The organism is Aneurinibacillus thermoaerophilus (genome assembly GCF_900099925.1).
Taxonomy (GTDB): Bacteria; Bacillota; Bacilli; order Aneurinibacillales; family Aneurinibacillaceae; genus Aneurinibacillus; species Aneurinibacillus thermoaerophilus.
Genome location: NZ_FNDE01000045.1, coordinates 1 through 24850, shown reverse-complemented (window position 1 = coordinate 24850; position 24850 = coordinate 1). Strand labels below are relative to the sequence as shown.

Below are 24850 nucleotides of genomic sequence, written 5' to 3'. Positions count from 1 at the left end.
GTACCTGTATCGAAAAAAGTGGGGCGGAACGTATTTCAAATGCGAACTATACGGCGACTCGAACGGACCGGGAACGGACTTTCGGAAGAAGTGGCCGCGACCGATCGGCAGACCGGACTACTTCGGTCCAATCAAACTTGAACAATACGCTAGAGAGCGTGATAACTGCCAGAACTGCCCGGGATTGGAACGATGCCCGAATCAAATCCCTGGATACTTCCCGGTGCTTGATGAAAAGCTCCCAGCCCTCACAAACGTTCCTTGCTCCGAAAAGCAAGCAGAAATGAAGCGCAGCGAGTTATCAGCCCGAATCAAAAGCCAGTACATCAAGCCTCATATCTTGAATAGCACGTTTAAGCAGCTGATAGAAGAAGGAGATCCAGAACGGAAACCAGCACTGCTGGCAGCCATGAAATTCTGCGAAAACTTCGAAGCAGGAAAGACATACCGAGGGTTATATCTATATGGACCGATGGGGCGCGGAAAAAGCTGCCTTGCCGGAGCGATGGCGAACCGATTAGCACAGCGCGGTGTTGATGTCCTGATGGTATATGTGCCGGACTTTATCCGGGAGATTAAGGATGCTATTAAGACAAATGAGGTAGAGGAAAAGGTTGCGGCGATGCGAGAGGCAACGGTATTGATTCTCGACGATATCGGGGCAGAACAATTAGGAACCTGGACACGAGATGAAATACTAGGCCCGATTTTACAGGAGCGGATGGAAGCGCGGCCGACCGTCTACACATCGAATCTCACGCTGCAGCAACTTGAATCGCACCTGGCTAACGTGGCGAAGGAGAAGGATAAAGCTATCGGCGCTCTCAATGCAGAGCGGATTATGGAACGGATTGAACCATTTGTTGATGTAGTACAAGTACTTGGCCGTAACTGGCGCAGGGAGGGGAAGTAAATGAAGAGTTCATGCATATGCGGTGGCACAGGAATCGTATCGGACGAGCGTGCTTATGGGGTAATGTTTAAGCCTTGCTATTGTGAAGCGGCTGAAGAACTGCAGCGCAAAGTTAACGCGGAGTTGGCGGAGATGTTAGTGAATATCCGAGATAAGAAACGGAAGCAATCAGCATGAACAGCTTACTTCCTGATCTTCCACCTATTGAGGAACAAGGAAAGAAGAAACGTGGACGTGGTGTTACTACAGCAGAGAAACCACAAAAGGAATCGAAGCAGAAACCAGCTGGGGAGCGCCCGGGCGTGTGCGAATGTGGCAGTGGAAAATTCAGCTTATCTATAAAGTCTGGTGTAATGACTAGGACATGTAAGAACGAGGAATGTGGTCGTAAAACAGTGGTGTAGAGGAGGTAAAGGTTGGTGAAAGCATTTAAGGTTTATGACATGGATCGAATGGGATATGACGGCGGGGTTAAATATTATCGGAGACAAAGGGATGCAGAACGAGATTTTTATGATCGGGTAAGGAACAACATCAAACACCTTCCATTGGCAAGCAAAAATGATTTTGATGGTGGGCGTCCTTGGAAAATAACGAACAAACATTGGATAAATGGAAACGTCATTTTGGCAGCTTCATTTAACTATTGGGAAGACTCCTGGACTGATTGTGGAACGGAATACGACATAGAACGCAATGAAATTTTCTTAGAAGTTATCGAGGTAATGTAAAATGCATTCTCAAGCAAAACAGTGGTGTAGGGGAGGGATAACATGCGGGAATTTAAGGTACGGGCTTGGGATAAAGAACGCAAAGTTATGGTCTATCCAGATCAAATTTATCCTAAAGGGCAATATCAGATTGTTTTATACGATATATGCGCAAACGCTAACGGACTAGCATTACAACATTTTGATACTAGAACCAAATACGAACATGACGGCGATCAATTTTCCGTTCCTGATTGGGAAGATGTTGAATCATGTTTCATGCAATACACCGGCATAAAGGATCGGAACGGCCGGGAGATTTATGAGGGGGATATTCTGGAATATAAAAAACTATCCTTCCGTGATGATGGGCATGAAAGAGGCTTTGTTGAGTACAACGAGTATGCTGAATGGTCGGTAAATAACTGGCTCCTAAATAGAATTTGCAGACGAGCTGAAGTAATCGGGAACCGATTTGAGAATCCGGAACTATTGGAGGAACAAAATGTCTGAACCTATTCACTTCACGATATACGGAGAACCAGTAGCCCAGGGGAGGCCAAGGGCAGGAAAGATTCAGCGCGGTAGATTGCGCGGAAAGACGATACTCTACGATCCGGAAGAGTCACGCGACTATAAAACATATCTAAAACTTGCTGCATCACAACAAGCGCCAGAAAAGCCGTTGGAAGGACCGTTACAACTTGTCGTACATATCTATTTGTCCATATTGCAAGATGGAAAACACATTGGTTGTTTCGTAATACAGCCTTTAAACGAAAAGGAGGATGCTAATGAAAGAGATTGTTTTTATTGAGAACGACCGTGTTGTTACGGATAGCTTGATGATTGCGGAAACTTTCGGAAAGCGACATGATAGCGTACTTCGAGACATCGAGAAACAAATCGAAAAGCTGCTTGAAGCTGGTGAAGGAGAATTTTCACTCCACAACTTTGCGGAGTCAACTTATACCAACGAACGCGGGCGACAGTACAAGAAATACTTGCTGACAGAAGAAGCATTTGCGCTTGTCACCATGTCATATGTAACGGTTGAAGCAATGAAGTTTAAGGTTAGGTTCATTGAAGAATTCAAACGCATGAAGCAAGAGTTGGAAAAACGGACTCATCGACTACCAACAACATATAAAGAAGCTCTGCTGCAGCTAGTGGAACAAGTTGAAAGAAACGAGCAGTTGGAAGCCAAAACACTCATGCTTGAACAGCAAGTGGCGGAAAGCGCACCGAAAGTAACATACTACGATCTGATTCTTTCCTCTACCGGAACAGTAAATATTACGCAAATCGCGAAAGACTACGGTCTTTCTGGTAAACGACTAAATGAAATTCTTCATGAAGAAGGTGTGCAGTATAAGATGAATGACCAGTGGTTGCTGTACCACAAATACCAGGACAAGGGCTATACCAAGTCGCATACACACATGGACGGTAATGGAAAAGCTCGCTTGCATACGAAATGGACTCAAAAAGGAAGGTTGTTCATTCACCAACTTCTCGACAAGCGCGGCATCACGGCGCTGGTAGACAGGGAACATGCGGAAGCGAATTAAAAAAAGAGCCGGGTGAAAAACCCGGCCAAATAAAATACACCCTTAAGAAATGCAGTGCCCTAGTTGCGATCTAGGGCAAGTTAAATAATAACACAGTAAACGGTACTGATGAAATATAAAACATATGGGAACAGGAAGGGGAACGTTATGGATCAAATCACATATCAACGCAGTGTAATTGCTGAAGAAATGTACGAGTCCGAGCGAGAGAAAATAATCACTCTTTCATTAAAGAATGCTCGTAGACCTAAAAAGAAGGATGCGAACAAACAATCTGATAAGGAGAAGCGAGCATGATTATAAATAAAACGTTATCCAATTTAGGAGGAAATGTAGAGTACGAAATCTTCTTCGGTTTCGAATGTGAGTGCGAAGATGGTGGATTGCTCGAATACGAGAAATTTACCAACCTGACGGAATTATTAGAAGCTGTCAGCCCGGATAAGGTAGAGGAGATCCGAAGCCATTATGATGCAGTAGAAGTGAAAATTACCGGAATTTCCTTCAATACTGCTACGGAAGACAGGGAAGCTGGAGTTAGTGTAATGATTGGTGAAAAGGTACAGGGATGGGTTACTGCAAAATTTGATAACAAAGATGTGGAAAGTTGTCTGCTTGCTAACTTAGAGAAGGTCAAGCGGATTATCGATAATACGTTAAATGAGTATCCAGTTCAATATTAGGAGGTACTCATGCAGCAAATAACCATATTTGAAATCGAAGAACAACCTTTTGTTCCGGATCCCAACAAAACTTACTCTCCAGGAGAATTAAGTGCTATGGGGATTGAATGGACAATGGAGGATGCCCGACGTTGGGAAAATGAAGTATGGAAAGTCTATCATCGGGAATGGAAAAAGAGAAATTTCATTAACTGGTTTAAAGCGATAGATATTTACAAATCGGAGCGTGACGGAAAATGAATGCGGTAATGTTTTCGAGCGCGTCGGATGAATGGCCCACTCCCCAGAGTTTTTTTGACGAACTTAATCGCGAATTTAACTTCACGCTTGACCCGTGCGCTACACATGAGAATGCGAAGTGTCCGGAGTATTTTACAAAAGAAAATGATGGGCTTGCACAGGATTGGTCGGGACATGTGGTATTTATGAATCCTCCATATGGAAGAGAAATCGGTCAATGGGTTCGCAAAGCATATGAGGAAAGTGTAAAGGGTGCAACAGTGGTTTGCTTGCTTCCGGCGCGTGTCGATACACGTTGGTTCCATGATTATATCTATCATCGTGCTGAAATTCGATTTATAAAAGGTAGATTGAAATTCGGGGATTCAAAGAATTCAGCACCGTTTCCGAGTATGGTTGTCATCTTTAATCGGTCGGGGGTGAAGATAAATTGAGCCTTCAAAAGAAGCTAGAAAAAGCAAAGCTGGAAGGTGTACGGTTCGGCATGAACAGAGCATGCGACTACTGGGAGGAAGCGCTACGGCGCACTCCTGGTATTGGACCTAAGAGAGCAAAAGCTATACGTGAAACGGTTGAAAGATTAGCCCAAGAAAAGAAAGACAACAGAGAAAGGGAGAAACAACTTGGAAACAAAGAGAGAACCATGCAGCATATGTGAAGGAAAAGGCCGTATATCCGGTCATGAATGTCCCATACAGCAACAGAAAGGGGTAAATAATCAGAGGAGATTAACCTAACACTCTTCATTACGAAATAGATAAGGAAAAGGTTGCAAAAAAATTCCCTCCCCCTGGATTCCGGCCAAAGGGAGGGAAAACCCTGCGCATACTAGATAAGAAAATTATACCATATAGAGCGGGGGAACGTGAAATGTCCATTGAATTCAAAGAGATTGCAAACATTCTTGACGCTGAAACAGCAACAGTAGAACTGGCAGACGTAAATCAGAAAGATCGCCTTCTGCTCATTAAAAACGGCGTGCTATACGAAGCTGAGCTTCCTAAATACGGGGAGTTAACAGCTGCTATTCATAATAATCGATTGGACAAGTTTAAAGTGGAAGTTTCGGTAACCATCCCGGGAAAAAGAACAAAATAGAAACGTCCCAAAGCAGGAACAACCTGGGGGCATCAACTTTTCAAGCTTCTTTACAGCTTTTATATAGCTGTTTAGAGCTTATTGGTTGGTGTCCTCTTTTTTATTTACCAAGAGGAGGGGAATATATCATGAACATTCTTGCTGTACTTACTCAGACTGGAATGTGTCCAACGCATGGGGAAGCACGGAGGATGGTTTTTCAAGGCGCTGTAAAGGTCGATAAGGAGCTGACAAATAATCCTGATCTTCGCCTTCAGGATGGAATTTATGAGGTGTCGGTAGGTATTAAGAAAAATTGCATTCTCAAAATCTGTGGCGGACAGCTCGCATCATTCTTTCCAAGAAAGGCAGGGAGATAGTATGTCACCACGATTCAGTGACTACTTGGATAAAGAAACACAAAAGCAGCTTAACAAGATGCGCCAGGCGGGGCGGAAACCGGTGAAAGAAAGATTAAAAGATGACCTGCCAACAGTAACGATAATCACCAATAGGCAAAGGGAGCGGAAAGAATTCGAGCGGATGATGCGTGGTCCGGCATATACGCGACGGCGCGGAGCTATCAGACAAATAAGGCATTCTGAATAATATAAAGGGGGATTCTACAGTGGAGCAGCTAAAAAAGGAATATTCAAAAGCGATTAATCAATTGCGTAAGTTGCGCGAAAGCATGGACGAAGAACAGAAAAAGGCAGAAGGCTCTCTTATCGGCGGCATGATAAGTGACTTGCAGTTTGCTCTTGACTGGATGAAAAGTGGTCGTCGTCCAGGGAACAGACGTGGCGTAGAGCGACTGGCAGCTTACCAAAAAGAAAAACTTACCGATCCTATTCTGCTTCAACGTTACTGCCGCAGTATCCCCTATGACCCATATGAAATGATCGGACATAAAAAGGAAGATACCATTACCTTAGATGATAAACAAAGACTTGAATATGCAATGAGCACTCTTACAGCAAGAGAAAAAGAGATTTATTTGATGTCACGGGGCAGTGGGTTAACGCATGACCAGATTGCTCAATATTTGCTTATATCTCCTGGAACCGTAAAAACAACGATTCATCGAGCTGAAAAGAAAATAGCAAAGCAATTACAAGAAGGCCTCTTCCGCCAATGCGGGTAGAGGTTTTTTCTTGTCAACCAAATGCCACCTATATATAGAGAGATAAAAATACCCCAATCTTTAATCATAACAAGAAATTTACATATAAGTCACGGAAAACAAAAAAAACTCTACAAACCTATAAAACTGACGTTTTGAACCATTATCTTCCTCTTTGCAGGTAATACGTTCCTTTTGTTAAACTATATTTGGCAAAGGAGGGGTGTAATGGGAAGATCAAAGAAAAAATCAGACGGTAAATTAAAGAGAATAGGGGATGCTCAAAGAGAAACTTATAAAAAGATTTACGGAGTTAAGCCTTCTGATAGTAAAAGAAAAAGGTGTGGTAATTGTTTAAAACACGTAAATTTAAAAATATGTTCTAAGTATCATATACTGACCAGTCCTTATGAGGTTTGTGGCGCCTTTACACCCGATAGCCGCATTAGATTTTTTAGAGGCGGTAGTACTTCTCCGAAATAGACATTTCAAATAAAAAACTCGAAACTTAATCATATCGAGGTATCAACCAAAGGAGCGTAGCTTATATAGCTGCGCTTTTTTCGTTGGTAGAAAAACGAAAGGGTGAAAAGAAATGTACGATTGCACCGATTGTATGGAGTTCTTTGTTAAGTGTCCATGTTGCGATGAAGAGTTTTGCCCGGATTGCGGGAAAACAGAAAGGGATGAAGATGAGGAATAAAAAAGAGGTGCAGGACAATGCCTACACCAAATAAGGGAACTTTAGAAGAACTTTGCAAGCCTATCAATTCATATATAATTCTACTATTTTCAATATAAATATAGGGTAATAATCGTTCGTCACTTTCTGATACATATCTCCAACAAACGACAAAGGAGAGGATAGATTGCTCGAATTCATTGCAAGAATCAAATCAATCCTTTGGTTACATAGAAAGTGTGGTGGATTATTCCATGGAGAAACAATTATCTGTACGTCATCTACATATAACTATGCCTCATCCTCAATCAGAATGGGAAGACAGCGTAATAGCTTACCGTGAACGAGAAAAGCAACGGTGGGAACAGAAGAAACGGAATATAAGGGGTAAAAAGAAAGGTGCTATATAAATAGCACCAAATAAAGGCTTAGGGCTATAGAATTCAAAAGGACACATGAAGCAAGGGGTTTAAAGAAGGTAGAGACTTAACATCATCCACAAGATTTATCATAGCTCATGCATGTAAAGCTTGTCTTATGGAATGATTTATTTTTTGTGAAATTGTTAGCTCATCTACCAAGTAGTAGAAGGAGAAAGCCGGATATCGTAATGCGATGACCAGCTATTTATTTGGGCGGTGAAAAACATGATTAATGCATGGTGGTTGATCCCGATCATTTTTGTTGTTTGGTGTTGCGGATTTACAACTGGTGCGGAATCTGTAGATGAATATTATCGTGATAGATACCGTCGCTAATAAGCGGCTTTTTCTTTTGTCCATGTACCAGGTTGTACAATGGGAATCCGGTTTTCACACAGTGATTACCGGTTTTTTAGTTGGGCGGGATAATGCGTCAAAGAACCGGCGGAGGGAGCGGGGCGCATAAAGAAGAAAGGCGGTGGAATGATGAATCCGGTAATTGAAAACAACTTTAAGTATCATGCTGCAACAGGCGATAAAGGCGAGCGCCATGACAAGGTACGCGCATTATGTAAGGAATTAGCTTACGAAATCGAACTGCTTTGCCCTCAATCTCGTGAACGTTCAGTCGCTATGACAAAACTCGAAGAAGTTATGATGTGGGCTAATGCTGCTATTGCGCGCAATCAGTAAAAAATATCCTACTTGCTTGTATTTGAGGAAAAAGAGTGCAACAGATAGCCGGAGAGGAAATAAAAGATCCGTCTTGCAACTCCGGCCTATCGTTGATGTCGTAGCGTAAGAATTGGATCACAGCATCCCCCTGAACTGACAGGCGGCTACGACATGAACGATGGACAAATCAACAAAAAACCCCTCTGAAGCCAGAGGGGATAACACAGTGGTTAGGTTTTTAAAAAGTGGGATAAAGGGATGCAGTCGTGAGTTACAACGCCTTTATAATACCCAAAAGTTATGATGAAACTTTTATCATTTCATGAAAACATCATGAAAATTGAATTGAAAACAGATGTCGTTATAAAGCGGCATCTTTTTATTTTGTCTAAACACACAGGAAGGAGCGGAACATATATGGACTTAATCAAATTTGAAGGACATGAGGTAAGAGTATTAAATCAGGATGGAACGGATTGGGACAGCCAACAGGAAGCATGGTTCATTCCAAAAGAAGTAGCGGTGGCCATCGGCGCATCTGAGCCACGAAAATATGCCAGCAAAATTCTAAATCGTAACCCTGATAAATTCGAAGGTTTTCAAGGTGTCACCAAATTGACGACACCTGGGGGAATGCAAGAAGTTACTATCATCAATGAAAACGGTCTGTACATGTTCCTGATGGCCAGCGACTTACCGAAAGCGGTACAGTTCCAGCGGCAAGTAACAGAGCTGCTAAAAAATATCCGGCGCGGTAAAGTCGTTGTTCGTCCTTCCTATGAAATCGAGGACCCGATCGAACGCGCCAAACGCTGGATAGAAGAGCAACAAGAAAAACTCATGCTGCAGCAACGCCTAGCAGAATGCGAACCGAAAGTAACATACTACGATACAATCCTGCAATCCAAAGACTTGCTCAATATCAGTCAGATCGCCAAAGACTACGGATTAAGCGGCAATAAGCTTAACCGTATCCTTAAAGAAGAAGGAGTACAATTTAAAATGAACGGCCAATGGCTGTTGTATCAGAAGCATGCTGAACAAGGCTATACAAAATCAACAACACAGACATATCAAAAATCCGATGGCTCCCAGGGAACGGCGCTACATACAAAATGGACGCAGAAAGGCCGGTTGTTCATTCATCAGTTGCTTGAAAAGCGAGGTATTACGGCACTTATCGACCGTGAAAAGGAGGTACTCACATGAGTATCCTATATGCTATCGGTACAGCTATAACAGCATATATCGTCGTATATACCGTCCTATCTATAATTGGGGCGGTTGTTTTCTTTCTGATATTCCGTAAGGCTTGGAAAGAATGGAGAAAGGGAGAAAGAGAATTTAAGCAAATGGCGGAACAGAACCAAAAGCGGCGCCAAGAAACGAGAGAACGGATGAAAGAATTTGAAGAGCGGTGGGCTAAGCGGAAAAGGGCATAATATTTTGGTTGTACAAGCCCGTATAACGCATTTAAAGAAAATAAATCGAGTAAATGTATCGTTAAATTTGTTTTAAAAGGAAGGAGAATAAACATGTCTGAAAACAAAGCGGTAAAACGTGAGGATTTAATCGGGGCTACTGGCAGCATAACACGACAAATAGAAGTCATTGATGCTAAAGAATACCATATGGGCGGAGTTAAATCAGTTGATGTACGAGTACGAGAGGAAGATACCGGAGAAGAATACTGGACAAGTCTTGAAGATGTAGACTTGGATCAGTAGAATTACCTTCCGTAGATTTGTTAGAATGACCGATCGGCCTCCTTATAATGGATTTGCCAGGGAATCCTGAGTATTAATCCAAAATAGGAGGTATATGTATTATGAAACTTGTTGAATTTGTTAGAGAAAAGCAAGGTCGTATTGAGTTGGTTAGAAGGTTGAAAATGAGTGAAGAACAACTGGCTCAAATACTTCTTAGCAAGGGAACTAAGCGAAAGGTGATGAAGATGTACGGCAAAGATAAGGTCCAGGTTATTATATACGAATAAACTAGAAAAGCTGCTCTCCGGAGTGGCTTTTTCTTATGCCAGTGAGTATATTAATTAAGACGATCATCATTGGAATATCATTCCTAATAATGGGAATAATATATCTTGTTGGGGTAGCATCTAGCGGGCGATGCTGACGATGTTCCGGACGTGAAGCGGGGTATGGAACATAATCTATGCAAAAGATTGAACAAAACACAAGTGTAAGTCACTTCTTTGGAGTGGCTTTTTCTTTTGCTCTGACAACCAAATTTTACAAAACAACTCAACTCAACCCATTTTATTACAGTTTTCTATCCCATTAGAGTCTACTTTATTGGGACGAAAACAAGACGACGGTAAATCAAGGGTTTGTACAGTCCCATTTACATATCCCAAAAACAAAAGGTATAATTAGAGAAAAATAGGGGTATGGAGGGATAAAAATGATTTATGGGTACGCTCGGGTATCAACTGCTGAACAAAATGCTGCAAGGCAGGTGAAGCAATTGAAAGAAGCGGGATGCGAAATTATCTTAGAGGAAAAATTAAGCGGGGCTACAGTAGATCGTCCACAATTACAAAAGTTGCTCGATGACTTGAAGCCAGGTGATATTGTGATTGTCAGCGACTTAACGCGGATCAGTCGTTCTAGTCGCGATTTATTCGAATTAGTTGACATCATCAAATCAAAAGGTGCTTCACTTAAATCGATAAAAGACACCTGGCTTGATACAACGAGTGACAATCCGTATTCAGCTTTTCTTTTGACGGTGATGGCCGGGGTGGCTCAATTGGAACGCGATCTAATAAAACAGCGCCAAGCTGAAGGAATTGCATTGGCAAAAGAAGCTGGCAAATACAAAGGAAGGCCGAGAAAATATGGCGAGAAACATCCTGGTATGAATCATGCTATCGAGCTCTACCAAACAGGAAAGTATACCGTAAAACAAATATGTGAAATAACTCGTGTAAGTCGAAGTGCTTTATATCGAGAACTGCAAGAACGTGAATTAAGTCGCTAAAATGTAGCGGCTTTTTATTTTTTCCTTCCTTTATATATAGCATTGGAGGTGAGGTGTATGAGTAGTGGCTAAACAAAGGGACCCTAGAAGGGATGAAGCGTTTGAAATCTATAAGCAGCATAATGGCGAAATTACAAATCGTGCTATTGCGGAACAATTAAATGTCCCAGAAAAGACTATTGGGGGATGGAAGTCAAAAGACAAATGGAAACAAAAATTAGCTGGTGAAACAGAAGAGTTCAATGGAGTACTCCAATCAGATAAACGGAGTACTCCAAAAAAAGAACGGAGTACTCCGAATAAAGGTGGGGCTCCCTTAAATAATAAAAACGCTCTAAATAATCGTGGTGGAGCTAAAAAAGGAAACCAACACGCAGTCGGAAACAGCGGCGGAGCGCCATTGCGAAATGATCACGCTGTAACACACGGCCTATTCCGTAAGTTCCTTCCGGATGATGAGGATACACAGGAATTAATGGAAGCTATTAATGAACGCGGACCGTTAGAAATGCTTTGGGATGCAATCGTCATTAAGCATACAAACATCATCCGATCCCAGCAAATTCTTTTTGTACAGGATAAGGAAGATGAAACGCGAGTTATCAAAAAGCTTAAGGGCATGGTTCCATCAGGCGGCAGCTCGGATGATGGTGAATCCGGTGGTGGCGCTGGTTTAGTCGAGGAAATTGAATACGAGTACCAGCATGCTTGGGATAAGCAAGCAAAAGCGCTTAATTCTTATGCTCGGGCCATGTCTGAACTGCGTGGGCTCATTAAGGATTATCTTACTCTTAGTGGAGAAGATGATCATCGCCGTCTGCAGCTGACTAAGATGCAACAGAGTATAGATGTTGAGCAAGAAAAACTTAAACTGGCAAAAGAAAAGTTTGAGCTTGAGAAAGCGAAAATAGTTGGCAACAACAAGGATAAAGCTTCTACCATGTCACCAGAAGAAAGGAGAGCAAGAATCGATGCCCTTGAGCGAAAGCGAAGAAATTGAATACTTACGACTTCTTGAAGAGGAAGCGGAGTATATGGCTGGGCAACGTTTAGTCTCTTTTCTTGAATATGAAAGTGATGGTATGTGGAAGTCAGCCCGGCATCTGGAATACCTTTGTGAAAAGCTTGAAGCGGTAGAACGCGGGGAAATCCGGCGCTTAATGGTATTTATGCCACCACGGCACGGGAAGTCGGAGGTAGTTTCCAAGAAATTCCCTTCCTATTTTCTTGGTCGAAATCCGGATAAGGAAGTTATTATCTCCTCTTATTCAGCAGATCTGGCATACGACTTCTCTCGTATTGCCCGAAACACGTTGAAAGAGTGGGGTATGCGATTATGGGGCGTCCAGGTAGCTAAAGATAGCGGAGCAGTTGGTCGATGGGGAATCGAAGGGACGCGCGGCGGATTTACAGCAGCTGGTGTAGGCGGCCCTATTACCGGTCGTGGTGCACATGTAGCGATTATAGATGACCCGTTTAAAAACTGGCAGGATGCTGCGAGTAAAACCATACGGGAAACGGTATGGGATTGGTATCGATCTACGCTGCGTACTCGTTTAGCTCCGGGTGGTGCGATTATCCTCGTTATGACACGCTGGCATGAGGATGATTTAGCTGGTCGATTGTTAAAGGAGATGAAGGAGGGTACCGGTGAACATTGGGAGGTTGTTTCCTTACCGGCAGTAGCAGAAGAAGATGACGCACTAGGGCGGGAACCTGGAGAAGTATTATGGCCAGAACGTTTCCCTCCGCATGAATATGGAGAAATGAAAAAGGCTGTTGGTACTCGTCTTTGGATTTCGCTTTATCAGCAGCGTCCAGCACCAGATGAGGGGCAAATTTTCAAACGCGATTGGTGGAAATATTACAAAGTCATGCCGTCACGGTTCGACGAGGTTATTCAGTCTTGGGATTGCACATTCAAAGATAATAACGACAGTGATTATGTTGTCGGGCAAGTATGGGGGCGCATCGGGGCTGATAAATACTTACTCGATCAGGTACGGGATAAGATGAGTTTTCCTGCGACTATTGAAGCTATCCGATCTTTATCTGCAAAATGGCCAGAAGCTCATGCTAAATATGTAGAAGATAAAGCAAACGGACCTGCGGTTATCGCGACTTTAAAGAGAGAGATAGCGGGGTTGATTCCTGTGAACCCGGATGGTGGGAAAATCGTAAGAGCACAAGCGGTTTCACCATCGATCGAATCCGGAAATGTGTTCCTTCCTGATTCTAGCATTGCACCCTGGATACATGATTTTGTTGAAGAGTATGCAGCATTCCCTAATGGAGCTAATGATGACCAGGTGGATGCTGGTACACAAGCTCTGAATAAGCTTGAGAATTACTCCGTAGAAATTGTAGTTGAATCCTCACGCATGAGCATGGCGGATATCGCTGGAAGTTACTAAAAGAAGGGGGTGAGAACGTGGGATTATTAGAACGAATTTCATCTTTCTGGCGGAGAGGTTCGCCAAATGAAGCGATCCAAACAGAAACACAGGTGCCGGAAAACCAAACGCCCATCACGCACAGTAGCGAAATGGTCGATGAAACATACTACTTGTACAAAATGATGCAGGTAGAAAACGACCGTCGGGCTGTATTGCGTGATGTAGAAAATATGCTGGAAAGCGACCCACTCATCGACGAAACAAACTCCCGGATTGCTCGGAAAGCCGTGCGCGGGGGTATTTTTATTACCGTCACTGGTAGCGGTAAGCACCAAAAGCGTATAGCGACTAAAACAGGGAAAAAGCCGGGACGCGGAAGTGATCTTGCTAACCGCGCACAAGGGATTATCGATCGATTCTCCACACGCTGTAAAATCGACGCAAATGCGGTTTTATGGATATCACGCATGATAAGTGACGGAGATTTATTCTTAAATATCATGGTTGAAAGGGTAGCGGATGAGGTGCGTATCGGTTCTATCCGTTGGGTTCCGGCTATGATTATGAAGCGGAATGAAGACCAGTTCGGGCAGTTCATCGATATCAACCGCGCCTTTTCAGAGATTGACCCGCAAAAGGGCATGTATTATGCCACGGTGATTCCTGATAATGCGGTCCGGCACTTTCCGCTTTGGGCTATCAATCATATTCGCTGGAAGTATCGTGGCGGCCTGTATGGAAATAGTCAGTATAAAGCCATTCGCAAGCTGTCACGGCAAAATGGAACTGCTGATGATGATATGGTAGTACGCCGGAAAACGCGGGCGCCGCTTCGCCGGGTCCACAGCATCGGCAGCAAGGATAATCCAGGTGATCCGAAAGTGGTTGAGAAATATAAACAGGAGCACAAAGACCTTATCATTAACGGAAAATACGTACCGACCACCGACTATTATCACAACGGTATGGGTGATGTTAAAAACCTTGAAGGCGATGGGAATCTGGACAAAATCGCCGATGTGAAATACCTCTATGATAAGCAAAACACCGGCACTATCATTCCGAAAGGTCTTGTCGGGCATGCGGAGGATATCAATCGAGACGTTCTAGATGATCAGAAAGAAGAGTATTACGACACCATCGAGGACATTCGCCACTTGCTGGAATACGGCGATGGTGGTCCATTTAGCGGACTGCGAGCCATTATTGATTTTGAACTGCTGCTTCATGGCATCGATGTGGAAGCGACAGGGTTGACTTATGACATTACGTTCCAGCCGCTACGTACTGAATCACCAAGCGATGTAATTGACCGGACAATAAAAGCCCGGGAAGCTGGTGTGCTCGACCACAGAACTTCTGTTATTAACATTGCTCACATCTTTAATGTAGAAGACCCTGAGCTTATCCTGCAAGCGTTAGAGGACGAAAAGCAGGCTTCTGGCGCGTCAAAAAGCAAGGGTAATGAAATAGCTGATTCTCTTTTTAACGGGAAAAGCGGAGGTTATAGAGCGTTTGTGGATGCAGACGAGGAAGGAGAAGAAGATCCGCCGCACCTAAAAGGCATGGATAAAATCGAAAAAAAGACGCTGAAAATCTGGCAGCAGCGTTTCGCCCGCGAAGAAGAAGCGGTCATGCAGATTGAAATCTCGCTGAGTTCGGTCATGCTTGATGCGGAAGATGGTGAGAAGCAAGAGGTTTATCTCACAGAAGAAGAAATCGCCGCTTTCCTTGAAGCTGTAACTGAAGTACAACAGCAGGACCAGGAAACATACGCGGCTGAGCTTTCTTATGTGTATGTGGCATCCGGTGAGATTGGCGGTCAGCTGGCGGCGGCTACGGTCGGCATTAAGTTTGGCCTGTTTAAAGAGGATATTCTTGAAGATTTGCTCACTCATTCTTCAAAACGTATTGTCAACATCGATGAAACTACCCGGGAAGCCATCAGGGAAGCATTAGGAAAGGGATACCTTTCTGGAAGCAAAAAAGAGCTTATCAAACTGATTCATGAAGCACTGGGTGAGGTTTATGCTAATGCATACCATAACCGTGCAGAAATGATTGCTCGTACTGAATCAATGTGGGCTTACAACCGCGCGGCCGATCGAATTTATGACGAAGTAGAAGACCTAGAAGAATTCGAAGTGCTGGTTACAAAGGACGAGCGAACTTGTAAGAAATGTAAAAAGTTTATCGGGCAGACGTACACAAAAGAAACCGCCCCGGAACTGCCAGCGCATCCGCGTTGCCGTTGTGTGAAGGTACCAAAGTTTAAAGATCAAAAGTAGCGACGCTCTATCATTAAATAGCGTTGCTTTTTTATTGTCAAAAAGAAAGGAGTGTAAAACATTCATGAAAGAGAAAATGATTCTCTTTCTGGATAACCAGGAAGGCGAAGAACAAACAGCAGACGCATGCAGCCCGTTTATCGATAACGTAGTAGCGAATGTGGCTCTTGTAGACAGCGGCGGTGTAGGGTTTATCCCTGGTAAGAAAACATACCGCATGCTTGGTACAAAGGTTGATGTCGTGAATGGCAACAAGCGGATTTACCCGCGTCAAGTCATGACAGATGCCATTAACGATTGGAAGCAGAAACGAAAGGGGGCGATGGGGGAAGCTGGACATCCGCAAGCTTATACAAGAGCGGATGGCACATTAGGATGGCGTTCAGCAATTGAAAATCAGGTTATTAAAATCGTAGACATTCACCTTCCTGATGCAGAGGGGAATGTCTATTTTGATTTTCAGGTGTTGGACACACAGAAGGGGAAAGACTTGCAAGCCATTCTTGATGCCGAAGGCCAGATCGGCTGCTCAATGCGTGCCGGTGGAAAAGGTAAGGTTGCCCGTTATAACGGTGAAGAAGTTACAGTCGCTACATTCATTGATCTCTTTGGTTTTGATATGCTGTTTGACCCCGCGTTACCAAACACATTAGGAAGTGTCATTCCGCTGACAGACAGCCAAATTGAAAGTATGCTAGCGGAATCGGCGCAGAAAAAAGAGAACGAGACACAGACTTTTACAGATGAAATTGAGTCTATTCTCGAAGAAATTGAAGCGGCAGAAACATGGAAGGAACTGCGTGAAATTCGAAAGAAAGCCGCAACCATTCCTATGACCGAAGTGGAACGGGCGGCGGTACTAGCCGCATTCAACGCTAAAAACTGCTTTGTTGACAGTCAGAGCTGTGCTCAAAACTTCTCCGATGCAGTTGATCCTTATCTGAAAAAGATTAAGGAAGCGGAGAAGCTCAGTGATTTAGTCATGATTAAAAATGAAGTCGCGGCCGCTGAATTGGATGAAGTAGACCGCTTAGCATTCAATTCTGCCTATTACAGCCGCTTGTACCAAATCAAAGAACTGCAAGAAGTTCTGGAAGACGAAGCGGCGCTTGAACAAAAGAAAGGGCAAGGAAAAATCGGCTTCACAGATAGCCAAAATAATCCAAAGGGGGAAAACAAAGTGAAGTTCACATTCGAAGAATTAATGCAAATGACAGACAGCGAGCTGCAAAAAATCAAAAAGAATAAACCGGAATATGCAGCTATGTGCGATGCAATCCTCGGTTCTCGTGCGGCTGCAACAGCGCAGGAAAGACTTCAAGCTATGGAAGATGCAGAAAAAGAGCGTAAAGCAAAAGAAGAAGCGCTTGCATTTCTGGACAGCGACGAAGTAAAAGACAAGCTGGAGAAGCTGCCGCCTCATATGCGTGAAGGCATCCGCCAGCGGGTAGACACTACCAATCTGGAAACTGCACAAAAAACTTTCAACGATGCATATGAGTTCGCGTTGCAGTTGGTGCCAGCGGAAAAGTTAGCCATTTTAGGATTTGATATTAATCAGGCTATGAACGACCAAAAACGGGCAACCACAAATATTCAAGTTGGCGAAAATCAAGGATGGAAAGAATTCACAGACAAGGTAAATGAAGCGGCTCAGGATGCCTACCGTGCGTTTGAGGGCTTCCGTGACGAGAATCTTGTCAAATTAAACAAGCCGTATGTGGATGCAATTTTAAGAGAATTTGACAGGCGTCATGCCGCACAGTTGCAAGCTTTTGCCGATAATATGGCAACTGGAACATCCACACAATCTGTACTGAGCAGCGTAGCACTGCACCGTACAATCATTGAACAAATGTTCCAGACCATGAGCGCCATGCAGTTTGTAGAAATGATCCCTTTTGAAGGAAAGTACGTTGATATTCCTATTGAATCTTACAGCCGTTCAAATACACGTCCAACCCGTGTAGGTGAATTTAAACCAATGGCAAAAGGTAAACTGGGCTTGGCGTATATCCGCGCGGTAGCAGCAGCACGTAAGATTGCCGGTGAAATTTCACTGGAAGCACAAACCTTCCCGCGTTCTGGCGGACTTAACTATGATGCACTTGGCCGCCTTTCATACTATATGGGCGGGGATCTGCGTCGTGAGGTATCGCTTGATCTGCATGATGAAATGCTACGAGCTTCTGATGAGTACAATTGCCAACGCGTAACCAATGAAACGCCGGATGTGAGTGGTGATCGCACGAAAATCACGCTGTTGCGTGGTGGTACTGCTGGCAACCCGAACAAATATATTCCAATTGTGCGCCCGCGTACTCGTACCGAGTTGACAGACAGCGGCGAAGTTACAAAAACATACAATGAAATCATTGTAAAAGTAGACGGCACCACTATCGATCTGACAGGGGCTTTTATTGATTACGAAAATGGCGTGATTGAACTGGCTAATCCGCTTCCAGCTGGCGCGGTTACAGTAGACTACAGCTTTGTAACAAATGTGGTTCTCTTTGATCTTACGCCGCCTAATGGTGTTGAAAAAGAGAAACACTTTACAAATCTCGTTCATATCATCGGCGCACAGAAGGCTCTTATGAGTGCGGAGCCTCGCTTCTTTACACCGAACTTTATGACCATGAGCGAAACGATCAGCAATGAAATCTCACAAGCGGAAGTATTCAAAAACATGCTGGGCATTGCCGGAACAGAGCTGCAACCACAAGGTTATGTCGGCAAGATTAAAAATATCGATGCTTACGAACATAATGAGCCGTGGGTTGGCGGAGATACTCGTTTACTGTTGGGCCGCCGCATGGCAACAAAATACGGGGTTGAAACAAGCTTGACAATGAAAGGGCCGTATCCTACTCGCGATGAAAATGGCGAACTAACAGGCGGGGATGAAATCTACTACTTCCTGAATGACGCCGCATTAACTCCACAAAAGCAAGCATTCCGTACAGTCCGTTTCTACCGCAGCCAAAACTAAGGGAGGCGTAAATCATGACACAAAGATTTAATCCTGTAGAAAACGGGCCGATCATCGTTGATGGTCGGCTCATTTCTCCTGGTACGTTTTATGACGTTCCAGAACATGAATTTGTGACAACTGATAATCCGGAAGCGGAAAACCAATTCGTCATTCCTAGGGAAAAGGATATCACAGTGGAAGAAATGAAAAAGCAACTAACCGAATGGGGCGTTGACTTCTCCGGCCACGACAAGAACAAATCAACACTGTACGCCTTCTATGTAGAGGAGGCAAAGAAACGTGTCGCTGGCTAATTTAATTGAGCAGGTACGCAGCCAAATCCGGGACACAAAAGAACCTTATGTATTTGCGCGGGAGGTACCGGCAACGGAAACCTCTCCCGCCGTTCCGGATGAGTTAGAAACGTTTGTGATGCGGGCGGTGCATGATTATAGCCGCTGGCGGCCGTTAAAAGGGAAACCAGGTATGCTCACGCTAATTCCTGAAAAAGTGGATTACGAATTACCGACGGATTTTATCCAAATGGAAACATTCCCGCAAGCGCACCGAATCTTTGGCAAAAATCTTTATTTAGCATCTGCACCATCCATGCCTGGGGTTATCACATACTATTACGATGCGCTTCATACGCCAGAAACTATTCCGGTGTTTGATGAGCCAGCTATTGTATGGTTGGCTTCTTCCATGGCACTACGTGCTATCGTAGGTGACCCGAAAATGCTCCAAGACTACATCTCATACGATCTTGAAGATGTAGTAAGAGTGAACACAGAAAATCTGTCAGAAGCGATAGGACAAATTCTTAAAGCGGCGGATCAGCTTGAAAAGCAATACAATGCTAGGATAGCTACTCCGAAGGAGGAAACATATCCTTCGGCGTTTATGACATTTGGGTGATGCCCGTGCTTCTGCAAAAAATCAAATCTGATTTACAAAAAATATTCACGGAGCATGGAACAATTGCTTTTTTGATCAGGGAATCCAATCCTGTATATAACAAATTAGGCGAAGTGATTTCCTACACTCCCAATAATGTAGAACAAATTATCATTGAGCGTCGCGCCGAGCATAAGTTACTAGGCTCTGCTCGCGGGTGGACGTATCAGGCATTAGCAGAAATGGCTGGGGATATTTCCACTGGCGAAATTAAATTCCTTCTTCCTGCAGATACACAAATACAAGAAACGTCCTTGATAGAGTACCAGGGGCGGCGCTATCACATAGAGACGATAAATCCAAGGCGGGCATTTGGTGAAATCGTCTGCTATTTAGCAGAAGCGGAAAGGGCGGATGGTAATGTTCAATCTGAGTGATATTGCACAAAAGTTTTATGCAATGTCCGAGCCGCTTCATGAAGGCATGGCGGACGGGGTTCATAAAACAGCAGTACGCGTTATGACAAATGCGAAAGGGCGATTGGGCAGCTATCAAGAAGGCTGGGCCATTCTGAAAGATGAAACGGTACAACGTAAATTCAACAATCCGAAAGCCAAAGCAACCGGAACTGACGCGGATGCACCGTTGAAAGATGACGGTCTTTTACAGGGAAGTATAACCCTTGAAACCCGTCGTGCTCAATTGGAATCAGAAGTCGGAAGTCCTATGATATATGCTGCTACGCATGAATATGGGGACGAGGACAGGGGCATTCCTGAACGTCCATATTTACGGCCAGCACTGGTGGAAGAAGTCGAAGCCCACCTTGAAAATGATATACGTGAAGCCATTACCAGGAGAATGAGAAATTTATGATAGTTCGTAATGAAATTGAAATCTCGTATGCGACATTGCGAGATATCATTCATTCTTTTCCTCGGCTCTCCGCCCCTCCGCGAACAGTATTTGAATATGATGTTGAAGCTGTGCGGGCAGGTCCGTTCCCTTGTGTGGGCATTCGAAAAGTGACCACTCCTATTAAAAAAATGATAGACAAGCATGAAGAATACACCCGCACCGAGCACGAGGGTAAACATTACGCTTGGTATGAAACTGGGCGATACACGCTAACATGCACGGTCGCTCTTTTCATGGACGACGGGGATAACGGTGAAGGAATGGCCATTAATCCTATTCCCTTCCTGCGTGAATGGGAACTGTATGTAATGAAAAAAATCAGCAGGCATGTCCGTTTCCTTACCGTCGACGACCCGGTTCCAGGTGAAGCAGTTCATATTAAAACGATGAGTGAACGTTTTGAGCAACACGGGAAGCGGCTGTATTCGGTTAAAAACACAGTACAAATCCGCGGAAAATTACTAGAAGCGGAAGAACTACTTCCACCGCTTAGCGAAAGCAACGGCAATGGAAGCTGGGTTATTCATCAAGACCCATCCATATTTAAGTGAGAGACACCCTAAAAATCAGGGGTGTCTTTTTCTTATAACTTTCTAAATAAGGGGGGCATACTATGCCAGTTTTACGAGGCGGTCAAACAGCAGATGATTTTGAAACACTAGATATTTATTTTGAAGAACAGGTGCCAGAAGTTCCTGAGAAACCGCTTGGTGTTTCTCAAAAGGTAATGGGAATTATTGGATACTTCCAGAAAGGTTCGCCGTATGAGGTTCATACGGTTGTAGGCGAGAAAGAGTTTAAGCAAAAAATGGGGGATTTCATTGAAAAATACACTGGGTCCCGTGCTGCTTATGCCGCACTTAAGCGCGGAGTTCAAAAGCTTATTTTAGTAAATCTCCGTGGAAACGGGGCGGCAAAAGCTAGTATTACGTTGAAGGACAGGGCAGCAGAGGCGCAAGACACATTAATTATTCGTAAAAAAGACTTGGGTGAAATCGGTAATGATTGCACTGTGAAAGTGACGGACGGGGATATTTCTGGTACGTTTACCATTACTTTAACGGTTCCTAATATGAAGCCGGAAATTTACAGTAATCTATCTTCCGTGCAAGAAGCAGTTGATGCAATTAACAAACTTTCGCCAGAATTTGAAGCAGAAAATGCAAATAGTAAAACAGAAGCGCCCAACAACATCCCAGCTGTTATCGAAGCTACCAAACTAGCAGGTGGATCGGACGGCACAATCCCAACAACGACGTCCGCTTTGACCAGTCTTTATAAAGGTGGATTTGATTCAAATACGGGAAATAAAACTGGATTGGAGCTTATGAAAACCTCTATGGAGGTAACAGATATCACATCTGATATCTTTGTTTCTGATGCCTTTAATGAAGAGCTAATTAAGACAGCGGAGAAGAAAAATGCCTTCGCATATTTACCAACCGCCTTAAATACAAGTCCTTCTGCAGCTGCTGTCAAGCGCGAAACATATGATACGGAATTCGCTCATTTATCAATTGGTCACGCCAAGAGCAAATCAAAAGGATGGTATGTACCAGTAGCAGTGTGTGACTGCATTGCACACATCCTTACGCCTGTTCAGGATGGAACTGCCGGCTTTACATTTGCTGATATCGAGTCCCTAGATGTTCCTATCAGTGACGAGGATGTTGAGCTTTTGACCAAATCTAATGTCGTATGCATGAGCCAAATCGTCGATGCCGATGGCCAGTTAAGATATGGTTTACGTAGTGATTATACGTTGTCAAAAGACAAGCGATTGCGACAAACATATCGCCGTCGTGTGACATCGCTAATCGAGAAAGACTACTACATCATACTAGCGCCATACAGAAGTAAACATATCTCTCCAAACGTGCTGGAAGATGTAGAAGCAGTGACACGAAAGTATTTTGACGATGCAAAAACGGTAGAAATTATCCAAGACTATCAAGTATTTTTTACACCACCTGAAAAAATCGGCAACGTAGATGAATTCATCGAAGATCTAACGGTTGATTTATATAACATTGCCGATAAAATCCGCGTTCGCTTGCTAAGTGCGGCTGACGCGATGTAAGCGAAGGAGGAATAAAACATGGCAGCAAAAGATGGCTTGCTAGGTAAAGATTTAAAGATTTCGTATACAAAAACAATAGTCAGCCCATCTGGGGCTCGTACCACTATACCTTTTTCAATCGAGACAGAAAAATTTGACGAAAAACCTATCACCGAAAGAAAGACCAAACATCCCATTGGTGAGCCTTATGAACACACACGCACCATCTGGAAAGGGTGGGAAATCGATCTTGAAGGTGAAATTGTAGATACGACGCCAGATGATCTAATCGAAGAATTGGAGCTGGCCCACCGTCATAACACTCTTATCCCTGAATTAGAGGTCATTACAACGGAAACATACTTGGATGGAACCGTTCGTAAATACAAATACACAGCAGATGGTGGTGTGCGTATTGTAGAGTTTGAAAAGTCCGGTGATGGCGGGGATAATGCTCGGAAATTCAAAATGAAACTAAAAGCGATGAGACGTGACCGTATTTAATTTGGATATAAGAATTAAGTAAAAGAAAGGATTGTGAATTACATGGCAGAAATCACACTCTCTACTGGTAAAATTATCAAAACACGCGAATTAACCGCATTTGACAGTTTCCTAATAAGCTCATTTCTAACCGGATCTATGAGTGAAGAAGCAGCGGAAAGCAAGTCTATTCCAGCTTCTGTTGCTTTTCAAATGGGACAACTTAACGCTATTTTTTCCGTAGAACAAGTTAACGGCAAAGAAATAAAAAAACCAACGAATCAAAAAACGCTTCTTCAAGCCTTTGCTAACTTCACTGGGAAAGAATTTGATGAATTTCAACGAAAATTAAGTGAGGTGGAAAGCGAAGAAAAAAAGAAAGAAAACGCCAATACTGGCGAGAACAGCAATGGTTCATTGAATGCCTCGAAATCGGAAGATGGAGCAAAGGAGCAATAACGTGGCAAGATGCGCTTAATATGCCGCACAGCATGCGAGAAATAGCGTATGAACTGCTGCGGGAAGCGTGGGAGAAAGAGAACGACCTATAGAGGTTGTTCTCTTCTTCTTTCCAATATTTTAGTTAAAATCATAGAAATAAACGGAAATTTATTCTAAAATCTTGGAAAGGGGTGAATGAAAATGAAAAAAATATTTTTAGCGCTTGGCATCATTTGTTCGTCTTTCGTTGTAGCGCTTCCGACTGCAGCCGCTCAACTCAAACCATTACAAACATCTTCTATCTACCAAACTGCACATGTGCAACTATCATTTGAAGGTGAGGAATTTGATTTACCTAAAAAGCTAATCTATGCCCGTGACGAGCTAATGTTTCCGGCAAAATCGTTTCTGGATATGTTCGATGTAAAAAGCACGTGGAATGCAAAGACAAAGACATTCACTGTCATTGATGGAGAAGTCATTTCTACATTTCAAGTCGGTAATAAAATAGCCTATATTGGCGGAGAAAAAATCGAAATGGATGAGCCACCTGTTATCATTAACGGCACGCTTTACGTAGAAGCTGCAGCTCTAATTGTGTCTATTTATTGTATTGCTGATTGGATCGGCCCTAATATATTAGATATTAGAAACTATGTAGAATCTGAAAATGAAAGTCAGAACACCGAATATATAACTGCCGATCCGTTTGATACAGAGGTTAATTATAATTAATAAAATATATTATTATGAAAACACTCAACACTCTCTTAAATATAGAGGGTGTTTTTTTATTGGGATGAGGTGAGCGAAAAAATGAGTATGGTGTTTAACGCTAGTGTTTTGATTAATGCGGTTGACCGTACTTCTCATGTTCTTCGTAGGATAGGGAGAACAGCAGAGCATACGTATAGACAAGTACAAAATTTAAATAGAATGAACATTAGCAGTGCCCCTATTGTAGTTCTTCGCAACATGCAGCAACGCTTAAATGCAACAACCGCCAGCTTTCGAGAATTTAATGCAGCGACTAACGCTATTCAAGCGCACCATACATTTACAAAGATCGAAAAATCTATCGCTCGCACTCGAAGAGAATTGTCTTTGCTTGGATTTGGGAAAACAAAGGCGGAAATTCAAGCGTTAGAAGGCCAATTGTACAATTTAGCGAATGTACGAATGGACAATCTACGCGACCAAATCAAGCTCACCGAACGGGCATTAGAGCAGATGAAGAAAAGCGCAGATGCCTCCAAGTATGCAGAGGAAATCAAAAAGGCAGAGGCGGCACTAGCAAG

38 protein-coding genes are annotated in these 24850 nt (G+C 43.4%); all 38 read left to right on the top strand.

Annotated features, from left to right (window positions below; all coding sequences use genetic code 11):
• On the top strand, window positions 1-913 hold a 913-nt coding region (gene dnaI / locus BLR88_RS16525), incomplete at its 5' end, for a primosomal protein DnaI (RefSeq protein WP_091261288.1).
• The gene (locus tag BLR88_RS19725; protein ID WP_175493665.1) at window positions 914-1090 is read left to right on the top strand and encodes a hypothetical protein; all 177 of its coding nucleotides are present in this window, start codon (window positions 914-916) and stop codon (window positions 1088-1090) included.
• 242 nt (window positions 1091-1332) lie between these two features.
• Complete coding sequence (locus tag BLR88_RS16515) at window positions 1333-1644, top strand: hypothetical protein (RefSeq protein ID WP_091261285.1); 312 nt, start codon at window positions 1333-1335, stop codon at window positions 1642-1644.
• 42 nt (window positions 1645-1686) lie between these two features.
• Window positions 1687-2136, top strand: coding sequence for a YopX family protein (locus BLR88_RS16510; RefSeq protein ID WP_091261283.1), 450 nt, complete (start codon window positions 1687-1689; stop codon window positions 2134-2136).
• Window positions 2129-2440: a RusA family crossover junction endodeoxyribonuclease gene (locus BLR88_RS16505; RefSeq protein WP_091261282.1), complete on the top strand. Its 312-nt coding sequence runs from the start codon at window positions 2129-2131 to the stop codon at window positions 2438-2440. The genes BLR88_RS16510 and BLR88_RS16505 overlap by 8 nt, the downstream gene beginning before the upstream one ends.
• Window positions 2418-3194: a phage regulatory protein/antirepressor Ant gene (locus BLR88_RS16500; RefSeq protein ID WP_091261280.1), complete on the top strand. Its 777-nt coding sequence runs from the start codon at window positions 2418-2420 to the stop codon at window positions 3192-3194. Before BLR88_RS16505 ends, BLR88_RS16500 begins: the two co-directional genes overlap by 23 nt.
• Window positions 3195-3341: 147 nt before the next feature.
• On the top strand, window positions 3342-3491 hold the full coding sequence (locus BLR88_RS19720; RefSeq protein WP_175493664.1) for a hypothetical protein: 150 nt from the start codon (window positions 3342-3344) through the stop codon (window positions 3489-3491).
• Entirely contained in the window at window positions 3488-3877 is a 390-nt protein-coding gene (locus tag BLR88_RS16495; protein ID WP_091261278.1) for a hypothetical protein, read from the top strand. Before BLR88_RS19720 ends, BLR88_RS16495 begins: the two co-directional genes overlap by 4 nt.
• Window positions 3878-3886: 9 nt before the next feature.
• Window positions 3887-4117, top strand: a complete 231-nt coding sequence (locus BLR88_RS16490) for a hypothetical protein (RefSeq protein WP_091261277.1) — start codon at window positions 3887-3889, stop codon at window positions 4115-4117.
• An 8-nt stretch (window positions 4118-4125) separates the two neighbouring features.
• Window positions 4126-4551, top strand: a complete 426-nt coding sequence (locus tag BLR88_RS16485; protein ID WP_254778353.1) for a phage N-6-adenine-methyltransferase — start codon at window positions 4126-4128, stop codon at window positions 4549-4551.
• A complete protein-coding gene (locus tag BLR88_RS16480; protein ID WP_091261273.1) occupies window positions 4548-4775 on the top strand; it encodes a hypothetical protein in 228 nt (75 codons plus the stop codon). The genes BLR88_RS16485 and BLR88_RS16480 overlap by 4 nt, the downstream gene beginning before the upstream one ends.
• Before the next feature lie 212 nt (window positions 4776-4987).
• Complete coding sequence (locus tag BLR88_RS16475) at window positions 4988-5215, top strand: hypothetical protein (RefSeq protein ID WP_091261271.1); 228 nt, start codon at window positions 4988-4990, stop codon at window positions 5213-5215.
• 128 nt (window positions 5216-5343) lie between these two features.
• On the top strand, window positions 5344-5574 hold the full coding sequence (locus BLR88_RS16470; RefSeq protein ID WP_091261269.1) for a S4 domain-containing protein: 231 nt from the start codon (window positions 5344-5346) through the stop codon (window positions 5572-5574).
• Window position 5575: 1 nt separating this feature from the next.
• Window positions 5576-5803 (top strand): hypothetical protein, encoded by a 228-nt coding sequence (locus BLR88_RS16465; protein ID WP_091261267.1) that lies wholly within the window; start codon window positions 5576-5578, stop codon window positions 5801-5803.
• Window positions 5804-5822: 19 nt separating this feature from the next.
• Entirely contained in the window at window positions 5823-6338 is a 516-nt protein-coding gene (locus tag BLR88_RS16460; protein ID WP_091261265.1) for a sigma-70 family RNA polymerase sigma factor, read from the top strand.
• 207 nt (window positions 6339-6545) lie between these two features.
• Window positions 6546-6800 (top strand): hypothetical protein, encoded by a 255-nt coding sequence (locus tag BLR88_RS16455; RefSeq protein ID WP_091261263.1) that lies wholly within the window; start codon window positions 6546-6548, stop codon window positions 6798-6800.
• A gap of 83 nt (window positions 6801-6883) precedes the next feature.
• The gene (locus tag BLR88_RS19715; protein WP_175493663.1) at window positions 6884-7054 is read left to right on the top strand and encodes a hypothetical protein; all 171 of its coding nucleotides are present in this window, start codon (window positions 6884-6886) and stop codon (window positions 7052-7054) included.
• Between the two features lie 671 nt (window positions 7055-7725).
• The gene (locus BLR88_RS19710) at window positions 7726-7887 is read left to right on the top strand and encodes a hypothetical protein (protein ID WP_175493662.1); all 162 of its coding nucleotides are present in this window, start codon (window positions 7726-7728) and stop codon (window positions 7885-7887) included.
• Between the two features lie 17 nt (window positions 7888-7904).
• Window positions 7905-8114 (top strand): Acb2/Tad1 domain-containing protein, encoded by a 210-nt coding sequence (locus BLR88_RS16450; RefSeq protein ID WP_254778351.1) that lies wholly within the window; start codon window positions 7905-7907, stop codon window positions 8112-8114.
• Window positions 8115-8513: 399 nt separating this feature from the next.
• Complete coding sequence (locus tag BLR88_RS16445; RefSeq protein ID WP_091261290.1) at window positions 8514-9305, top strand: phage antirepressor; 792 nt, start codon at window positions 8514-8516, stop codon at window positions 9303-9305.
• Window positions 9302-9538, top strand: coding sequence for a hypothetical protein (locus BLR88_RS16440; RefSeq protein WP_091261260.1), 237 nt, complete (start codon window positions 9302-9304; stop codon window positions 9536-9538). The genes BLR88_RS16445 and BLR88_RS16440 overlap by 4 nt, the downstream gene beginning before the upstream one ends.
• A gap of 93 nt (window positions 9539-9631) precedes the next feature.
• Complete coding sequence (locus BLR88_RS16435) at window positions 9632-9823, top strand: hypothetical protein (protein WP_091261258.1); 192 nt, start codon at window positions 9632-9634, stop codon at window positions 9821-9823.
• Window positions 9824-9924: 101 nt separating this feature from the next.
• Window positions 9925-10092, top strand: coding sequence for a hypothetical protein (locus BLR88_RS19705; protein WP_175493661.1), 168 nt, complete (start codon window positions 9925-9927; stop codon window positions 10090-10092).
• A gap of 425 nt (window positions 10093-10517) precedes the next feature.
• The gene (locus BLR88_RS16430) at window positions 10518-11096 is read left to right on the top strand and encodes a recombinase family protein (RefSeq protein ID WP_091261256.1); all 579 of its coding nucleotides are present in this window, start codon (window positions 10518-10520) and stop codon (window positions 11094-11096) included.
• Between the two features lie 64 nt (window positions 11097-11160).
• On the top strand, window positions 11161-12096 hold the full coding sequence (gene terS / locus BLR88_RS16425) for a phage terminase small subunit (RefSeq protein ID WP_091261255.1): 936 nt from the start codon (window positions 11161-11163) through the stop codon (window positions 12094-12096).
• The gene (gene terL, locus BLR88_RS16420) at window positions 12068-13510 is read left to right on the top strand and encodes a phage terminase large subunit (protein WP_091261253.1); all 1443 of its coding nucleotides are present in this window, start codon (window positions 12068-12070) and stop codon (window positions 13508-13510) included. The genes terS and terL overlap by 29 nt, the downstream gene beginning before the upstream one ends.
• A gap of 17 nt (window positions 13511-13527) precedes the next feature.
• A complete protein-coding gene (locus tag BLR88_RS16415) occupies window positions 13528-15780 on the top strand; it encodes a minor capsid protein (protein WP_091261252.1) in 2253 nt (750 codons plus the stop codon).
• A gap of 64 nt (window positions 15781-15844) precedes the next feature.
• Window positions 15845-18772, top strand: coding sequence for a hypothetical protein (locus BLR88_RS16410; RefSeq protein WP_091261251.1), 2928 nt, complete (start codon window positions 15845-15847; stop codon window positions 18770-18772).
• Between the two features lie 14 nt (window positions 18773-18786).
• A complete protein-coding gene (locus BLR88_RS16405; protein WP_091261250.1) occupies window positions 18787-19068 on the top strand; it encodes a hypothetical protein in 282 nt (93 codons plus the stop codon).
• Entirely contained in the window at window positions 19055-19672 is a 618-nt protein-coding gene (locus BLR88_RS16400) for a hypothetical protein (protein WP_091261249.1), read from the top strand. Before BLR88_RS16405 ends, BLR88_RS16400 begins: the two co-directional genes overlap by 14 nt.
• 5 nt (window positions 19673-19677) lie before the next feature.
• Window positions 19678-20088, top strand: a complete 411-nt coding sequence (locus BLR88_RS16395; protein ID WP_217639399.1) for a hypothetical protein — start codon at window positions 19678-19680, stop codon at window positions 20086-20088.
• Window positions 20072-20527 carry a phage virion morphogenesis protein gene (locus BLR88_RS16390; RefSeq protein ID WP_091261245.1) on the top strand — a complete coding sequence of 152 codons (456 nt, stop codon included), beginning with the start codon at window positions 20072-20074 and terminating at the stop codon, window positions 20525-20527. The genes BLR88_RS16395 and BLR88_RS16390 overlap by 17 nt, the downstream gene beginning before the upstream one ends.
• Complete coding sequence (locus BLR88_RS16385) at window positions 20524-21120, top strand: hypothetical protein (RefSeq protein ID WP_091261243.1); 597 nt, start codon at window positions 20524-20526, stop codon at window positions 21118-21120. Before BLR88_RS16390 ends, BLR88_RS16385 begins: the two co-directional genes overlap by 4 nt.
• Window positions 21121-21182: 62 nt before the next feature.
• Window positions 21183-22649, top strand: coding sequence for a hypothetical protein (locus BLR88_RS16380; RefSeq protein WP_091261241.1), 1467 nt, complete (start codon window positions 21183-21185; stop codon window positions 22647-22649).
• 18 nt (window positions 22650-22667) lie between these two features.
• The gene (locus BLR88_RS16375) at window positions 22668-23132 is read left to right on the top strand and encodes a hypothetical protein (protein WP_091261239.1); all 465 of its coding nucleotides are present in this window, start codon (window positions 22668-22670) and stop codon (window positions 23130-23132) included.
• 42 nt (window positions 23133-23174) lie between these two features.
• A complete protein-coding gene (locus tag BLR88_RS16370; protein WP_091261238.1) occupies window positions 23175-23570 on the top strand; it encodes a hypothetical protein in 396 nt (131 codons plus the stop codon).
• 183 nt (window positions 23571-23753) lie between these two features.
• Complete coding sequence (locus tag BLR88_RS16365) at window positions 23754-24287, top strand: copper amine oxidase N-terminal domain-containing protein (protein WP_175493660.1); 534 nt, start codon at window positions 23754-23756, stop codon at window positions 24285-24287.
• An 81-nt stretch (window positions 24288-24368) separates the two neighbouring features.
• Window positions 24369-24850, top strand: a 482-nt coding sequence (locus tag BLR88_RS16360) for a hypothetical protein (RefSeq protein WP_139185009.1), incomplete at its 3' end; no start/stop codon positions are given.

What these genes read in the sequence shown, in the direction of transcription:
- BLR88_RS16495 (WP_091261278.1), top strand. Translation starts at nt 3,488, where the DNA reads ATGATTATAAATAAAACGTTATCCAATTTAGGAGGAAATGTAGAGTAC.
- BLR88_RS19725 (WP_175493665.1), top strand. Translation starts at nt 914, where the DNA reads ATGAAGAGTTCATGCATATGCGGTGGCACAGGAATCGTATCGGACGAG.
- BLR88_RS16475 (WP_091261271.1), top strand. Translation starts at nt 4,988, where the DNA reads ATGTCCATTGAATTCAAAGAGATTGCAAACATTCTTGACGCTGAAACA.
- BLR88_RS16450 (WP_254778351.1), top strand. Translation starts at nt 7,905, where the DNA reads ATGATGAATCCGGTAATTGAAAACAACTTTAAGTATCATGCTGCAACA.
- BLR88_RS19720 (WP_175493664.1), top strand. Translation starts at nt 3,342, where the DNA reads ATGGATCAAATCACATATCAACGCAGTGTAATTGCTGAAGAAATGTAC.
- BLR88_RS16455 (WP_091261263.1), top strand. Translation starts at nt 6,546, where the DNA reads ATGGGAAGATCAAAGAAAAAATCAGACGGTAAATTAAAGAGAATAGGG.
- BLR88_RS16490 (WP_091261277.1), top strand. Translation starts at nt 3,887, where the DNA reads ATGCAGCAAATAACCATATTTGAAATCGAAGAACAACCTTTTGTTCCG.
- BLR88_RS16365 (WP_175493660.1), top strand. Translation starts at nt 23,754, where the DNA reads ATGAAAAAAATATTTTTAGCGCTTGGCATCATTTGTTCGTCTTTCGTT.
- BLR88_RS16465 (WP_091261267.1), top strand. Translation starts at nt 5,576, where the DNA reads ATGTCACCACGATTCAGTGACTACTTGGATAAAGAAACACAAAAGCAG.
- BLR88_RS16435 (WP_091261258.1), top strand. Translation starts at nt 9,632, where the DNA reads ATGTCTGAAAACAAAGCGGTAAAACGTGAGGATTTAATCGGGGCTACT.
- terL (WP_091261253.1), top strand. Translation starts at nt 12,068, where the DNA reads ATGCCCTTGAGCGAAAGCGAAGAAATTGAATACTTACGACTTCTTGAA.
- BLR88_RS16410 (WP_091261251.1), top strand. Translation starts at nt 15,845, where the DNA reads ATGAAAGAGAAAATGATTCTCTTTCTGGATAACCAGGAAGGCGAAGAA.
- BLR88_RS16500 (WP_091261280.1), top strand. Translation starts at nt 2,418, where the DNA reads ATGAAAGAGATTGTTTTTATTGAGAACGACCGTGTTGTTACGGATAGC.
- BLR88_RS19705 (WP_175493661.1), top strand. Translation starts at nt 9,925, where the DNA reads ATGAAACTTGTTGAATTTGTTAGAGAAAAGCAAGGTCGTATTGAGTTG.
- BLR88_RS16405 (WP_091261250.1), top strand. Translation starts at nt 18,787, where the DNA reads ATGACACAAAGATTTAATCCTGTAGAAAACGGGCCGATCATCGTTGAT.
- BLR88_RS16370 (WP_091261238.1), top strand. Translation starts at nt 23,175, where the DNA reads ATGGCAGAAATCACACTCTCTACTGGTAAAATTATCAAAACACGCGAA.
- BLR88_RS16385 (WP_091261243.1), top strand. Translation starts at nt 20,524, where the DNA reads ATGATAGTTCGTAATGAAATTGAAATCTCGTATGCGACATTGCGAGAT.
- BLR88_RS16390 (WP_091261245.1), top strand. Translation starts at nt 20,072, where the DNA reads ATGTTCAATCTGAGTGATATTGCACAAAAGTTTTATGCAATGTCCGAG.
- BLR88_RS16510 (WP_091261283.1), top strand. Translation starts at nt 1,687, where the DNA reads ATGCGGGAATTTAAGGTACGGGCTTGGGATAAAGAACGCAAAGTTATG.
- BLR88_RS19710 (WP_175493662.1), top strand. Translation starts at nt 7,726, where the DNA reads ATGAATATTATCGTGATAGATACCGTCGCTAATAAGCGGCTTTTTCTT.
- BLR88_RS16470 (WP_091261269.1), top strand. Translation starts at nt 5,344, where the DNA reads ATGAACATTCTTGCTGTACTTACTCAGACTGGAATGTGTCCAACGCAT.
- BLR88_RS16485 (WP_254778353.1), top strand. Translation starts at nt 4,126, where the DNA reads ATGTTTTCGAGCGCGTCGGATGAATGGCCCACTCCCCAGAGTTTTTTT.
- BLR88_RS16505 (WP_091261282.1), top strand. Translation starts at nt 2,129, where the DNA reads ATGTCTGAACCTATTCACTTCACGATATACGGAGAACCAGTAGCCCAG.
- BLR88_RS16375 (WP_091261239.1), top strand. Translation starts at nt 22,668, where the DNA reads ATGGCAGCAAAAGATGGCTTGCTAGGTAAAGATTTAAAGATTTCGTAT.
- BLR88_RS16445 (WP_091261290.1), top strand. Translation starts at nt 8,514, where the DNA reads ATGGACTTAATCAAATTTGAAGGACATGAGGTAAGAGTATTAAATCAG.
- BLR88_RS16430 (WP_091261256.1), top strand. Translation starts at nt 10,518, where the DNA reads ATGATTTATGGGTACGCTCGGGTATCAACTGCTGAACAAAATGCTGCA.
- BLR88_RS16380 (WP_091261241.1), top strand. Translation starts at nt 21,183, where the DNA reads ATGCCAGTTTTACGAGGCGGTCAAACAGCAGATGATTTTGAAACACTA.
- BLR88_RS16440 (WP_091261260.1), top strand. Translation starts at nt 9,302, where the DNA reads ATGAGTATCCTATATGCTATCGGTACAGCTATAACAGCATATATCGTC.